At 35.8% G+C, this 14035-nt stretch carries 13 protein-coding genes; all 13 read right to left on the bottom strand.

Annotated elements, in window-relative coordinates:
- Window positions 1–22 precede the first annotated feature (22 nt).
- Window positions 23–1201 carry a DegT/DnrJ/EryC1/StrS family aminotransferase gene (locus L5M17_RS16035; RefSeq protein WP_263148489.1) on the bottom strand — a complete coding sequence of 393 codons (1179 nt, stop codon included), beginning with the start codon at window positions 1199–1201 and terminating at the stop codon, window positions 23–25.
- Complete coding sequence (locus tag L5M17_RS16030) at window positions 1195–1857, bottom strand: HAD family hydrolase (RefSeq protein WP_263148488.1); 663 nt, start codon at window positions 1855–1857, stop codon at window positions 1195–1197. The genes L5M17_RS16035 and L5M17_RS16030 overlap by 7 nt, the downstream gene beginning before the upstream one ends.
- The gene (locus L5M17_RS16025) at window positions 1844–2809 is read right to left on the bottom strand and encodes an ATP-grasp domain-containing protein (RefSeq protein WP_263148487.1); all 966 of its coding nucleotides are present in this window, start codon (window positions 2807–2809) and stop codon (window positions 1844–1846) included. The genes L5M17_RS16030 and L5M17_RS16025 overlap by 14 nt, the downstream gene beginning before the upstream one ends.
- Window positions 2799–3398 carry a sugar transferase gene (locus tag L5M17_RS16020; RefSeq protein ID WP_263148486.1) on the bottom strand — a complete coding sequence of 200 codons (600 nt, stop codon included), beginning with the start codon at window positions 3396–3398 and terminating at the stop codon, window positions 2799–2801. Before L5M17_RS16020 ends, L5M17_RS16025 begins: the two co-directional genes overlap by 11 nt.
- Window positions 3395–4603, bottom strand: a complete 1209-nt coding sequence (locus L5M17_RS16015) for a glycosyltransferase family 4 protein (RefSeq protein WP_263148485.1) — start codon at window positions 4601–4603, stop codon at window positions 3395–3397. Before L5M17_RS16015 ends, L5M17_RS16020 begins: the two co-directional genes overlap by 4 nt.
- Window positions 4604–4672: 69 nt before the next feature.
- A complete protein-coding gene (gene wecB / locus L5M17_RS16010) occupies window positions 4673–5803 on the bottom strand; it encodes a non-hydrolyzing UDP-N-acetylglucosamine 2-epimerase (protein WP_263148484.1) in 1131 nt (376 codons plus the stop codon).
- 37 nt (window positions 5804–5840) lie between these two features.
- A complete protein-coding gene (gene wbjC, locus L5M17_RS16005; protein ID WP_263148483.1) occupies window positions 5841–6944 on the bottom strand; it encodes a UDP-2-acetamido-2,6-beta-L-arabino-hexul-4-ose reductase in 1104 nt (367 codons plus the stop codon).
- Window positions 6945–7982, bottom strand: coding sequence for a polysaccharide biosynthesis protein (locus L5M17_RS16000; protein WP_263148482.1), 1038 nt, complete (start codon window positions 7980–7982; stop codon window positions 6945–6947).
- Window position 7983: 1 nt separating this feature from the next.
- The gene (locus L5M17_RS15995) at window positions 7984–9237 is read right to left on the bottom strand and encodes a glycosyltransferase family 4 protein (RefSeq protein ID WP_263148481.1); all 1254 of its coding nucleotides are present in this window, start codon (window positions 9235–9237) and stop codon (window positions 7984–7986) included.
- 10 nt (window positions 9238–9247) lie between these two features.
- On the bottom strand, window positions 9248–10279 hold the full coding sequence (locus L5M17_RS15990; RefSeq protein WP_263148480.1) for an EpsG family protein: 1032 nt from the start codon (window positions 10277–10279) through the stop codon (window positions 9248–9250).
- Window positions 10279–11472 (bottom strand): glycosyltransferase, encoded by a 1194-nt coding sequence (locus L5M17_RS15985; protein ID WP_263148479.1) that lies wholly within the window; start codon window positions 11470–11472, stop codon window positions 10279–10281. The genes L5M17_RS15990 and L5M17_RS15985 overlap by 1 nt, the downstream gene beginning before the upstream one ends.
- 80 nt (window positions 11473–11552) lie before the next feature.
- Window positions 11553–12431 carry a WavE lipopolysaccharide synthesis family protein gene (locus L5M17_RS15980; protein ID WP_263148478.1) on the bottom strand — a complete coding sequence of 293 codons (879 nt, stop codon included), beginning with the start codon at window positions 12429–12431 and terminating at the stop codon, window positions 11553–11555.
- Window positions 12412–13698, bottom strand: a complete 1287-nt coding sequence (locus L5M17_RS15975; protein ID WP_263148477.1) for a lipopolysaccharide biosynthesis protein — start codon at window positions 13696–13698, stop codon at window positions 12412–12414. The genes L5M17_RS15980 and L5M17_RS15975 overlap by 20 nt, the downstream gene beginning before the upstream one ends.
- Between the last annotated feature and the right edge of the window lie 337 nt (window positions 13699–14035).

Below are 14035 nucleotides of genomic sequence, written 5' to 3'. Positions count from 1 at the left end.
CGACTTATTTTTATCCTAAGCTCTAATTAATTGATGCTTGGGAAAGAACCTTAGATAAAACATCACATGCTTTACGCATTTCAACTGATGTTAAAGTCGGATGGACTAGCATCATAACACTAGTTTCACCTAAAAGTTTAGCATTAGGTAGTCGATTTTCAGGACGCCAAGACGTATTATCAAAGGCTTTTTCTAGGTAAACCTCAGAACAACTACCGTGATAACAAGGAACACCTTGTGCTGTAATTTCATCGATTATCCGATCACGACTCCAACCTGCAGCTAAATTTTCTTCGTTCACAAAAAAATAATGCTTGTACTCTGCATGTACTGCGTCACTTGGGACATCAACAAGCCTGAACACAGGGTATGAACGTGCAACAGCATTCAACAGTGCAGCATTAGCTATACGTGTAGAAGACCAAGTTGCCATACGTTTAAGCTGAATACGCCCAATTACTGCTTGTATTTCCAGCATACGCCAATTAGTACCAAATGAATCATGTACCCAGCGGAATCCTGGTGGATGTTGCTTATGATAAACAGAGTCGAAGCTTTTACCGTGGTCTTTATACGACCACATAAATTGCCACAGGGCTTTATCATTGGTGGTCACCATGCCACCCTCACCACCGGTGGTCATAATCTTATCTTGACAGAAACTCCAAGCCCCAATATGACCTATGGAACCTACACTTCGGCCCTTGTACTTCGCCCCATGGGCTTGTGCACAATCTTCAATTACAGCGAAGCCATGCTTCTTAGCAAGCGCCATAATTGGGTCCATATCTGCTGGCATACCAGCCAAATGCACCACAATCACAGCCTTGGTATTGGGGGTTAAAACGGCTTCTATCGTCTCAGCCGTGATATTTTGGCTATTGAGATCAACATCTGCAAACACAGGATTTGCACCTGCAGTAACGACTGTTGAAGCTGAAGCCAAGAAGGTGCGTGGCGTGACAATAACATCATCACCAATACCTACATCGAGTGCTTTAAGAGCAACATCTAATGCTAAAGTGCCATTGCTTAAAGCAATGGCATATTCAGTACCAGCCCACTCAGCAAACTCTTTTTCAAATTCGCGGCATTCATTACCAGTCCAATAGTTAACTTTATTCGACAACAACACGCGGCAAACGGCATCAGCCTCTTCTTGAGTAAAGCTTGGCCAAGGGGAAAATGGGGTATTTAACATAAAAATTCCTGAAGCTCCGTAAAACTATCAATCCAAATCTTTGGTAAATAACAAGCATCAACAAGATCAACTTTTTGAGTATGAATATTATTACCAGCGTCCTTTAGCCCAATAGTAATCCAACCTAGTTGATTAGGTGTAATGAAATCTTTTTTAAGATTATCACCTACATAAATAAAACCATACGCGTTTGGATATTTATTTTGTATGTAATGGAATCGCTCAGGCTGGGGTTTTAGTTCTTGCCAGTCTTCGGATATTAACACTTCGTAACAATCAAGCCCTAGCGCTAAAATTTTTAACCTTTGTGATACTGAACGACCATCAGTAATGATAGACAAAGCAACTGAGTTAGACTCAATCTTCGATAAAGATTCTAATACACCATTGTACAAATGAATTTGAGGGAAATGTAGCCGATAAAGCCAAAGAAAACTATCCTTAACAGATAAAGGCACATTCAAATAGTTACAAACTTCAGTAAGAACATCTTGTTTATTGTTTATAGCAGTTTCAACAAGCTGATCAACATCTCGTTTATAAATATTACGTACAAAATCCGCAATAGCTTTATATCCTGACTTTTTATACTCTAATTCAGAATATAAGGTATCATCGAGATCAAAAACCCAAACGTGTTGATTATTGATTTTCACGAATTAAAACCTTTGCATCATATCTCAACATAATTAGGTCAGATACCCAGTCTTCAAAAAAAATCGGAGCCTTACCCAATAAATACTCCTCGATGAGCCACTTTGGATATTGAGCACCAGCATCATAACTTAAAGGATATCCGCCACCAAAACGAGGATTAATTTCAAGACCTTTAATTACCTGTGTAATTTCATCAACAAAAAATTGAAATGTAATACACCCCCTAGCGCCTTGCACATACTTAAGTTTAGGTAAAAGATAATCATAAACAAAATTTTTCTTAGTTATACCTTTGCTTACCTCTCCTCCCCGAACCTCAAGCCTTTTTCTAGGCACAAGACTAATCAATTCTCCGTTATCAGTATAATAGCCATCCACAGTATATTCACTAAATGTTTTAGGAATAAGTTCCATGTACATGTTTTTATGATTATTATAGATTGCATCAGTAAGCTCACTTTTATCACTTACTACAAAAGCACCAACACTGCAACTGCCATCATACGGCTTACAAAAACAGGGATAAGTTAAGTTATCTTTATCATAAATTTGAGGTTGGTCTATATTATGCGAAGTAAAAAAATTTGCAGTTTCACGTTTATCTCTGCAACTAAAAGTAAAGTCCGGCGAAGAAATGACCAGCCTAACCCCTTTATCCAAAAAATATTCTCTTGAATTAGAAAGTAACAAAAGTTCAGTATCAATTGTTGGAACAACAAGACCAATGTCATGTTTCAAACAAATATCTTCCAATACTTTAAAGTAGTCATCGCTTGTGACTCGGGGGACTTTGAAAAAACCATCGGCAACTTGACATGCTGCTGACAATTCTGGTGCCATGTCAGTACAAAAAACCATACCATGTGGCAAAATGGATTTTAAATCTTTTTTAAATGCCTGAACTAACTCAACCCGCCTTCCAGCGGAGAGGATTAAAATGTTACTTCTCATGGTTTCTTCCCTCAAACTCAGGCATGGTAACGTGGTCATTTGCCGATATACCATCTTTAATTAGCACTTTTTTTACTGTTAATATTAAAATTTTAAGATCCAACCAAAATGAGTGGTTATCAACATACCAAACATCGAGTTTGAATTTATCTTCCCAACTAATAGCATTGCGGCCGTTGATTTGCGCCCAACCAGTAACACCTGGACGCACTTCATGACGGCGCGCTTGCTCTGGACTATAAAGTGATAAATATTGCATCAGAAGCGGACGGGGTCCAACTAAGCTCATCTCGCCTTTTAATACGTTCCATAGCTCCGGCAATTCATCAATACTGGAATTTCTAAGCTTATCGCCAAAAGGCGTCATACGCTCAGAATCGGGTAATAGATTACCCTTAGCATCTACGGCATCTTTCATGGTACGAAACTTGACCATTTCAAACGGCTTGCTATGTAAACCAGGGCGAATTTGGCGAAATAAAACAGGCGAGCCGAGGTTCTTACGGATTTTCCACGCAACAATGGCAATTACTGGAGATAAAACCAACAATCCCAAAAAAGATGCAAATATATCAAATAAACGCTTCATCTAACCTCCTCAAAGACAGCAATAAATTTATTAACCCCCTGTATGAGCGATAAATTTTTGTAATAAAAGTCACAAGCATTAAGCGCCATTTGATTACGTTCCTCCTCGCTCAAAGCGGATAATTGATGTATTGCAGTCGCTAATGATTCTGCCGAATTTGCTTTGCAACAGACTCCCGCTTTAGCATCTTTAATAAGCTGTGCTGCATCGCCGTCAACACCCATTACTATCGGTTTTCCTACCGCCAAATATGCCTGCGTTCGGGATGGAATAGTAATAGAAAATAACGGATCATCCGTTAAATGAACTAACAATGCGTCAGCCGCCTTTAATAAGGTACCAACTTCTTGCATAGGCACTCGCGGCAAAAAAAACACATTATCAAGTTGCAGCTTTTCTACTTGTTGCAGTGCAGTTGCTTTTGCGACCCCATCACCAATCAATACAAAATTTGCATTAATATTACGTTCTTTGAGTAAGCTTGCAGCCTCCACAATTGCAGTTAGTCCCTGTGCAAAACCTAAATTCCCTGCAAATACAATATTTAACTTTTGATTTTCAGGCAGCTTAAGAAGTGTAGGAAATGACTCCTTCAAGGCAATTTCATCACACCAATTATAAATGACTTCAATTTTGGATTCGGCAACACCTTTAGCTATTAGTCTTGCCTTAAAACCTGGCGACAACACAACAATTTTTGCTGCACGCCAATACACAAAATTGCAAACCCGTTCGACAATAGAAAGCGCTCTTTTATTGGTAAGCATACCTGTTGCTGCTAGAGTATCAGGCCATAAATCTTGAATATCAGTGATAAAAGGAACACGTCTAAATAAGCCAATAAACAAAGCAGATAAAGAAGTTGTTAGTGGCGGATGATAACTGTAAATCACATCAGGCTTACTAGCTTTAAACAGCCCACACAATAACGAGCTCGCAGCAAAAGACACATAATTAAAAACTCTTTTAAATGCGGAGCCATTGTGGCTCGGATACAGAGGAACTCGATGAATAACTACACCATCAATCAACTCCTTTTGGTAGGGTTTAATCTTGTACCCATCATATACTTTGCCACCCGGATAATTAGGAAAGCCTGTAATAACCTCAACTTGATGACCATGCTCTACAAGTGTCTTTGCAAAAAGCAAGCCTTTGAAAGTTGGCTCTGGATCAAACCACTGCGTAACAATTAAGATTTTCAAAATGGCATCAACTTATAAATATTGCAATTAATTGATGTAGGAGCAAATCACTCCTACATTCCTCAATCATTAGTACTGCTTCCACACTGTACGCATTACATAATCGCGATAACTATGAATAATTCGCACAACTTTATCTGCGACATTCGGCATGCTGTAATCAGAGACAAGACGTAAATCGCGTAAAGCACCAGAGCGCTGTGTTTCTAATATGGTTAATCCTTGCATTACACGCTCAACCTCAAGGCCAACCATCATAACGGATGCTTCTTCCATTCCCTCGGGGCGTTCATGTGCTTCACGCAAATTTAATGCAGGGAAATTCATGATTGATGATTCTTCATTTATCGTACCACTATCGGAAAGCACGGCTTTAGCATTTTTCTGCAGATGATTGTAATCATGGAAACCAAGGGGTTTTAGTAATTGAATGTTAGGGTGAAATTCTATTCCCTGCGCCTCAATTCGATTACGAGTACGAGGATGAGTTGACACAATAACAGGCAGATTGTAAGACTCAGCAACCATGTTTAACGTTTCAGCCAATTTAGCAAGTTGCTTTGGTGAATCAACATTCTCTTCACGATGCGCACTAACAACGAAGAATTGGCCTTTCAACAAACCTAGGCGAGCAAGTATATCTGAACCATCGATTTGCGGCATATAATGATTAAGTACTTCAAACATTGGGCTGCCAGTTTTAATTACACGGTCAGCAGGTAAACCTTCTGCTAATAAGTAATCACGGGCAATAGAACTATAAGTTAAATTAATATCAGCCGTGTGGTCGACAATACGGCGATTAGTTTCTTCAGGCACGCGCTGATCAAAGCAGCGATTTCCTGCTTCCATATGGAAAATCGGCACTTTACGACGTTTCGCTGGAATAGCTGAAAGGCAAGAATTAGTATCACCAAGCACCAGCATGGCTTCCGGCTGAACTTTTTCTAATACTTGGTCAACTTTAATGATAACTTGACCAATAGTTTCTGCCGCATTTTTACCCGCTGCATTCAAAAAATAATCAGGTTTACGCACACCCAAATCATTAAAAAATACTTCATTGAGCTCAAAATCATAGTTTTGACCTGTGTGAACCAAAATATGTTCACAGTGCTCATCTAATTTTGCGAGTACACGGGATAAACGGATAATTTCTGGACGCGTGCCCACGACTGACATGACTTTTAATTTTTTCATTCTACTTTCTGCCAATATTTATATAAAAACTGCAAGACTAAAGTGGGCTTGCAAAGGTATCTGGTGCTTCACGGTCAAAAATCTCATTCGCCCAAAGCATTACAATAATCTCTTCATCACCGATATTGGTGATGTCGTGTGACCAACCGGGAACAGTTTCCACTATTCGCGGAGAGCGGCTATCAGTTTGCAACTCGTAACGCTCACCACTAGCAATATGCTCAAACTTAAATAATGCTTTACCTCTCACAACAAGAAACTTTTCATTTTTTGTATGGTGGTAATGACCACCTCTTGTAATACCAGGATGAGCAGTGAAAAATGAAAACTGTCCAGCTTCTTTGGTTTTTAGCATCTCACTAAAAACTCCACGTTCATCACCATAACTAGGAATGGCATAACTAAATTGCTCAGGTGACATATAACTGAGGTAAGTAGAGTAAAGCGCTCTACAAAAACCACTACCCACATTTTCAGTAACTAAATTATCACGGCTATTTTTAAAGGCGCGTAATAAACTAGCAACTTCACCCACTGTGGTTGAATACTCTGGCAATATACTCTTAAAACCACTATTTGCTGAACCAGCTAAAAGTGAAATTAAGCTTTGACATACATCATCAATATAAACTAAGTTCACTGGAGTTAATGGGTCATTAATAGTGATATCTAAATCATTGAGGATGTTATAACAAAAAGTTGCCACAAAGGAGTTATAGTTAGGCTTACACCATTTACCAAACACGTTCGGAAAGCGATAAATATAGTAAGAAGCTCCAGTATTTACACCGTATTGCTCGACCGCTTGTTCGGCTAAACGCTTACTTTGACCATACGCATTATCGCGTTCGGCTTGGATAGAAGAACTCACCACCAAGGGGACCTGTTTACTAAACTGCTTTAATTGCTCAGTAATGAAACATGTTAGATCGGCATTTCCTTGTTGAAATTCAGTATCGTCTTTAGGCCGATTAATACCAGCTAAATGATAAACAAAATCAGCTTCACAGAGATATTTAGCAAGTATTTCACGAGATGTTTCACGGTCCACTTCAACAATATCTTGATAGCCATGCTCACGCAGCATTAAACATAAATTTTTACCGATAAAACCTTTTGCACCTGTTACAACAATTTTCATTTAAACACCCTCTGGCACGACTAAGCTGCCAGCCTCAATATCTACGATGAAATCGAGCTTGTGCAGTAGTTTGACCATACCATCAACATTTAAACGTTCAGTATTGTGTGAATTATAATCCTCAATGACAGACAGATCATTTTCACCCTCTTCATTGTATTTAGAGTAATTGAGATCGCGGTTGTCCGAAGGAATGCGGTAATAGCCACCTTGATCTTCAGCGACAAACATTTCTTCACGGCTGCACAGGGCTTCGTACAGCTTTTCACCATGACGAGTACCGATCACATTCACTTGATGCTCGGGTTGAGACGTAATCTGCAGCAAGGCTTTGACTAGCACATCAATAGTGGCAGCAGGTGCTTTTTGCACAAAAATATCCCCATTCGAACCATGTTCAAAAGCATGTAAAACTAGATCAACAGCATCATCTAATGTCATCATAAATCTAGTCATATTTGGATCTGTGACAGTGATCGCTTGACCATTTATGATTTGACGCAAAAATAATGGAATGACGGAGCCTCGTGATGCCATTACGTTGCCGTAACGAGTCGCGCTAATGACAGTTTTTGCTGGGTCAACGTTACGTGATTTAGCAACAATAACCTTCTCCATCATGGCCTTGGATATTCCCATGGCGTTTATTGGATAAACAGCCTTATCCGTACTTAAACACACGACTCGCTTAACTTCATTAGTAATTGCTGCCTCCAAGACATTTTCAGTACCTAATACATTAGTCTTGACGGCCTCCATAGGGTAGAACTCACAGGATGGAACTTGCTTGAGTGCTGCAGCATGATAGATAAAATCTACACCACGAGTGGCATTTAGAACACTGTTATAATCCCGGACATCTCCAATATAAAACTTAAGTTTTGGATGATTATACTTTTTTCGCATATCATCTTGCTTCTTCTCGTCGCGAGAAAAGATTCGAATCTCTTTAATATCCGTTTCTAAAAAACGATCCAGAACTGCATTCCCAAAAGAACCTGTGCCACCAGTTATAAGAAGAACTTTACTATTAAACATTTTAACTCCCACACATGATACATTTATTGTAAACATTCAAAATAGTCTCATTATTAGCTACAGGTGAATGAGTTACTTCTGCCCGTTGTATACCCGATATTGATAAAGCACTTGCTAATTCATCACTTTTAAAAACTCGTTGTATTTGAGCAGCAAGCATATATGGTGCATCATGCTGATAAAAGAGAACTTCCGTCTCATTTTCAGCTAAACTTGGAATTCCACCAACAAAAGAAGTAATACTTGGCACTCCTGCTATCATCGCTTCTCCAAGTGAATTCGGGCTATTTTCGATAGTCGATGAACACACATAAACATGAGAGCTAAGTAATTTTTTATGCATTTCCTCATCGTTTAGCTGTCCTAAAAATATCACATTTTTAGACAGGTCATATTTTTTAATTAATTTCCCAATATACCTATCATAATAAGTTGTTAAAAAGCATTGTTTAAAGGCGTTATCAAATTGCGTGTTTTTTCCGGATATATATAGCTTCACATCAGGAAATTGTTTCTTTAAAATATTAACAGCCCCAATAACATTATGAATACCTTTGATAGGATAATGCCCTTGACTAACAAAGATACTAAACGCTTCGCAACAATCTCTAGACCATTTCAAATCAGAGTAGAAAGATTTACGAAGAGTTTCATTACAATGATAATAACGAGCACCTGGATTAATTTCTGCAATACATGAATAGTCCCAAAGAGTACGGCCAACGATGTTTGCTGAATTTTTAATTGACTCAATTTCTTCTAATCCACGCTTTTTCATCAACCTCTTAATACCAAAAGCATTATCTCTCTTCAAGATATTTCTTAGCGTAAAGAGGTACCGCACATGGATTGGTAAGTTACCATATACATGTTCTGAATATACTGAGACTAATCCTTGTATAGATAACACGAACGGAATATCAAGTTGCTTACAAGCTTTAATCATTGCTAGTGTGTGTGGCATTTCTGTGCCATAAATGTGAACGATATCTGGTTTACAGTTAACCAGCACAACCTCCATTGTATAACTAGATGAGCTTTCTTTATTAGGGAATATATAATAGTTAATTGAATCCCCCTGTTTATTGTCTATTAAATTAGTCTTTGACACTGGAAAGACAATAGATAGGCTATCAATTGATTTAGATAAAAGATTCGAAGATTCTACCAGCCAACCGCCATAAGGGGTATATGGCAACCCAAACAAATTACACGCCTCAGGAGTTGGGACATTCACAACCCATAACACATTCATATCATATACCTTAAATTATTGTTTTATAAACAGCAAAGCTTTCCCAAAGTGGCGTATTAAAAAAAGAAACATACCTTAATAAAAACAAAAAGAAGATCAACGCAGCAATAAAAAACCTATTAACATCACTCCTTAACTTTTCGATCAAATGAATAACTGACACTAAAGAGAATAAACCAAAATATATATCAAATCGGCTTATCATTGGAAAGACAAAATACAAAATAGATATCAAACTTGAAAGCAAAGCTAATTTACAGACTAAAACCTTATCATCATCACATCTACTGTAAGCTAAAATATTAAAAACCAAAAATAACAAACTTATAAGTATAGTTCTAGGATTTGGCTGAATTACTTCAGAAAGATAACTAATAAAAAGAGGGAAGTATGCATTAACAACAAATTCAACCCCTGTTACAAACAAACCAGAAGTTGACATAAATATAATAACAACAAAAAAAATCACAATCCACTTTATACTAATACGCGTATGATTGATAAAAAATGGAATTAAAAATAAAACCATAGCACTTAAATGAAAACCACAAGCAACACTAACAAATAAACAGTAAGTAACGTACCGTTTTTTCTCCAGGAACAAGACTGCTAACAGAAAAAAAAGCATAGCAATAGTTTGCCTGAGAGCAGAAGCATGTATAAAAAACAAGTAAGGATTTAATATTAAAAAAATGCTAAACAAGTAAAAATAAGAGTTTGAAACCCATCGATTAATTACAATGTATAATACTACAACATAAAGCAAAGATATAAAAATTAAAAGTCCCCTAAAGGAAGGCATGCTCACATTCAAAAAATAAAAAAGTCTGTCAGATTGACCATGTGAGGGAGATCCACTCTTTATGGCGCTAAATATATATTCGTACGCAGAATAGTCATTGCCATAGTCAACCCTAAGAGATAAGAATATAAAAATAAATATCAAAAAATAAAAAAAACACACCTTATTCAACAATTTTATTTTTGCTCTAGAGCTTAAAAATACTAGTAGAAAAAAAGAAAAAAACAACAAATGCTGCATTAGATAAATTCTTCCAGTTTTTCAGCCCAAGCTCTTATACTTTTACTTTCCATATAACATAAACCATTTCTTGCTTTTTTTAGACACAGTTCATAATTTTCAATGCCAGCTTGTATCGCTTCAAAAATTGACTCAGGTCTATTATCCTTTACAGGTGTAACAAAATCACTATAAATACTAGGAATACCTTTCAACATTGTCATTATAACTGGCGTACCTGATACCAAATATTCCATAGTTTTAGATGGGAAAGAATACTTAGTAAAATCATCTTGTTCTGAACGACAATTAATTAAAAAATCAGCTTCTTCAAGGATCTTTGAAATTTTTTGTGGTGCAACAGACCCTTTAAATGTCACATTTTTTAATTTTGCCTCTTTCAGCCATGGGACCATACTTCCAAAACCATATAACTCAAGATTTATACGCCCCTCATCAAAGAACGAAACAGCATCTATAACGTTTGATAGCCCATAAGTTTTTTCAAGAGACCCCGCATACACAATAGATATAGGCTTACTTAAAAGTGAGGTGTCTCTAACAGGTTTTATTTTATCTAAATTGGAAATCCCTTCAAGTACAAAGTATGGTGCATTACTATTAAAATCCAACGCAAGGTATTTAGATACAACAATTGACTTATCAAATTTAGACATAAAAAATTTTGATAATGCGTACTCTCCACACCTTAAGTACTTAACAAAAATATTCTTTGAAGTATGTACTGAAGGAGGGTCAGTCCATAAAGCTATTATCTTAATATTAAAAATCTTAGAAACTAAGACCCCAATAACAAGATACGGTAAGTGCACAGAATAAACAATAACCATATCGTACTGCTTATTGACAAGTTTTTTTAAAACAGATATGAAAGTAAAAAAAAATCTACTTATCAACTTCAATACAGGGAAATTAATAAATCCAGATTCATATATAATGATATTTTTGTTTTCAATCACATACTCATGCGAGGAACAATTTACTATGATTTTTTTATTCTTCGGATAGATTGAAATTGGTCTATTTGACACGTAGTCAACATCATACTTACCACTACACTCTAATATTGAAATAAAATTCTTATTAAACTTATGCGTTTGAATTGCTGGATTAGCATCATTATTAAAATCACTAAAAATACTCTCATCCGGGATAAAGAACCCCATCATCAAGCATTTATTTTTCTTTTTCAACTTAGGCTACCACCATAATTTAGACTAGACGCGAAATATTAAATGTTTTACAAAGCAAAAACTTAGTCACCTAGGAAAAATTAACTTAAGTTCACATCAATAATCTTAAGTCTATTCAGTACTGAGAGAATTGGTTTAACCAATAAATATTGAATGATTTTACTATCACTTCCAACAAAGCAAGCATTGTTTAGCCAAGAAAACCTAAACCTTCTTGGTAAGATTATGCCGAGCTGGTCTGAATTATATACAAAAAAATCCTTCAATACTATTTCGATTGAATTCCTAGATTTGCGATTACTAACATTTCTCGGACTTAATAAATCTATTTTTTTATTATATTTGTAGTAAAATCTTCTGTAAATCCGTTGTTCAACAGTTGGATAATCATCTACACTTTGATAATCATTATTATCATCAGGAAACCCACCTAATGACCAAAACTTTTTCAAATCTTCAGTTCTACCTACTTGAATGAAATCACTAAAATGATAGTCCACTGTAAATAGCCTAAAATTTCTATAATAAAACCGTCTGGAAAAAACATCAATTATCGATATCTTGTTTTTAAAGTTATTAGCCTTCAATTGTAAGCCTATAATATCAAGTAAACTTCTATTAACAAAAAGAAAATCAGTACGTGTTTTGACTGAATAGGCAGTCGTGACATATTTAATTCCTTCAAACACTCCATTTACTTGCCGATTAACATTCTCGTAAATTTTTTTTCCTCCTATATATCCGCAAGTAGTAGGCCCTACGTCCTCAACATATATTATGCTATCTACAAGCCTATCAACATTAACTGTAGAAGGTAATTCACCTGAAATTGAGAATATTATTTTTGACTTAGGGTAATTTAGCCTAATACTTTCCAGAACTTGGAGTGTAGAAATGCCATCAAAATACTGAAATGGTCCCTGAACAACAAATGTTAAATCACTCGAATTGTATAACATATATAACCCAAAGGCAAAAAACCAACAAAACGAAAAAACAAATAGCACGAATCAAATAGTCTGCCACAGGGAACTTAAATAGGTAGAAAAAACGTCTGACGTTAAAAATACCGCAAGTGAATAGTTGCGAGAGAATTAGACCTAATACGACACCAACCAAACCATAATTCATACTGAAAACAAATGTGAATATTATAGATAATATTGCAGCCGCAAATGTAGAAATAATAAAATCTGTGTATCCAACAATATTACAAGCCGCCGTTGTTGTTGTTTGAAAAGCTTCAAGCATTATCAATATCGAAAAAAGAACTAATATATTAAATTGCGGCACAGATATTTCTGAGTTTATAAAACTGAAATATTTATCCACAAATACTGTGGAAATAATGGCACCTACTATAATCAATGTCAAAATAACATTCAAAACCTTTTTAACATTTTCATTTAACTCGCCTAACTTTCCTGTTTTATACATCATAGCCCAGGAAGACAAATACATGCTCCTTGGTATGACAGATAATTGCAAAATCCCGAAGTATATTTGAAAAAGCATTACATACTGAACGACTTCATTAGGGTCGAGATTTATACTAATTACATAAATCGTACTATTGAACACAAAAAGAGATGGTATCGCAGTCAATGCCCAATTTTTTATATTTTGAAGATTCCTTTTAATCACTGAAAAATCAAATTGTACTGAAAAATCTTGAGGAGTTAATAGGAACCCGACAAAAACAGCAAGAAGAGAGCTTATCAATATAGCCAACCCTATTGAATAATAACCGAAATCCATATTTATGAATAAAAGAGTCATTATAAAGTATGCTACATTTGTCGCTAACTTAGTTAACCTTTCACTTTCCACAGATTTCATTACATAAATCAAAGAAAAGTTATAATTAGAAAAAATCCTAACAATGTTTGCGACAAAAAAAAGAGCTAAGTAACCGGAGTGAAAAATTATTATTGCTGGAGTAAGTAATAAAAAAAAACCAAGAACTACCAAATTAAACATACATATACTTATCGCAATCTTTTCGATACTAGGCTTACTTTTTATTTTTTCAAAAGATATTTCCCTTATTAGTATTTGCCCAACACCTAGATCAAGCAATCCAATATATGGTGCAAGCGCTATCATTAGAACCCAAACTTCTAATTCCTCTAAGCTAAATTTATAACTTGCAAACTTCAGAATGATAATAGAGTAAACTATTGTCAAAATTTGATTCAAAAAAGAGTAAAACGTTGCTCGACTCATTCAGTACCTGCTAAAACTAACTACTCACGAATATCGCATGAGTAGCTATCATCATTCGTACACTTCATTCGCTAATGCAAATGTACCGCCATTAACGCTTATTTTTTGTTTTAAGGGTTAAAATCTGCTTTCTGACCTTATAAACGTCGACTAAACTCCCGAATGTGAACTCATATCATCGTACAATTATTTCACACTCAAGTCCTTCTAACGAATGTAGAAGCATATCTTGCTCTGTCGCCTGCTCATCAATTTGACAGATATTGACAATAATGCAACTGAACATTCCAACCATATTTAAGCCAGCGCCTTAAAATTTAAATTTTTTTGATATCAG

Origin of the sequence: Shewanella sp. SW24, from assembly GCF_025653395.1 — a bacterium.
Classification (GTDB): domain Bacteria; phylum Pseudomonadota; class Gammaproteobacteria; order Enterobacterales; family Shewanellaceae; genus Shewanella; species Shewanella oncorhynchi.
Note: the sequence above shows the minus strand (reverse complement) of the source record. Positions and strands in the feature narration are given on the sequence as shown.

Excerpts from the sequence above, each read along its gene's own strand:
- L5M17_RS16035 (WP_263148489.1), bottom strand. The coding sequence starts at position 1,201 with ATGTTAAATACCCCATTTTCCCCTTGGCCAAGCTTTACTCAAGAAGAG.
- L5M17_RS16025 (WP_263148487.1), bottom strand. The coding sequence starts at position 2,809 with ATGAGAAGTAACATTTTAATCCTCTCCGCTGGAAGGCGGGTTGAGTTA.
- L5M17_RS16020 (WP_263148486.1), bottom strand. The coding sequence starts at position 3,398 with ATGAAGCGTTTATTTGATATATTTGCATCTTTTTTGGGATTGTTGGTT.
- wecB (WP_263148484.1), bottom strand. The coding sequence starts at position 5,803 with ATGAAAAAATTAAAAGTCATGTCAGTCGTGGGCACGCGTCCAGAAATT.
- wbjC (WP_263148483.1), bottom strand. The coding sequence starts at position 6,944 with ATGAAAATTGTTGTAACAGGTGCAAAAGGTTTTATCGGTAAAAATTTA.
- L5M17_RS16000 (WP_263148482.1), bottom strand. The coding sequence starts at position 7,982 with ATGTTTAATAGTAAAGTTCTTCTTATAACTGGTGGCACAGGTTCTTTT.
- L5M17_RS15995 (WP_263148481.1), bottom strand. The coding sequence starts at position 9,237 with ATGAATGTGTTATGGGTTGTGAATGTCCCAACTCCTGAGGCGTGTAAT.
- L5M17_RS15990 (WP_263148480.1), bottom strand. The coding sequence starts at position 10,279 with ATGCAGCATTTGTTGTTTTTTTCTTTTTTTCTACTAGTATTTTTAAGC.
- L5M17_RS15980 (WP_263148478.1), bottom strand. The coding sequence starts at position 12,431 with ATGTTATACAATTCGAGTGATTTAACATTTGTTGTTCAGGGACCATTT.
- L5M17_RS15975 (WP_263148477.1), bottom strand. The coding sequence starts at position 13,698 with ATGAGTCGAGCAACGTTTTACTCTTTTTTGAATCAAATTTTGACAATA.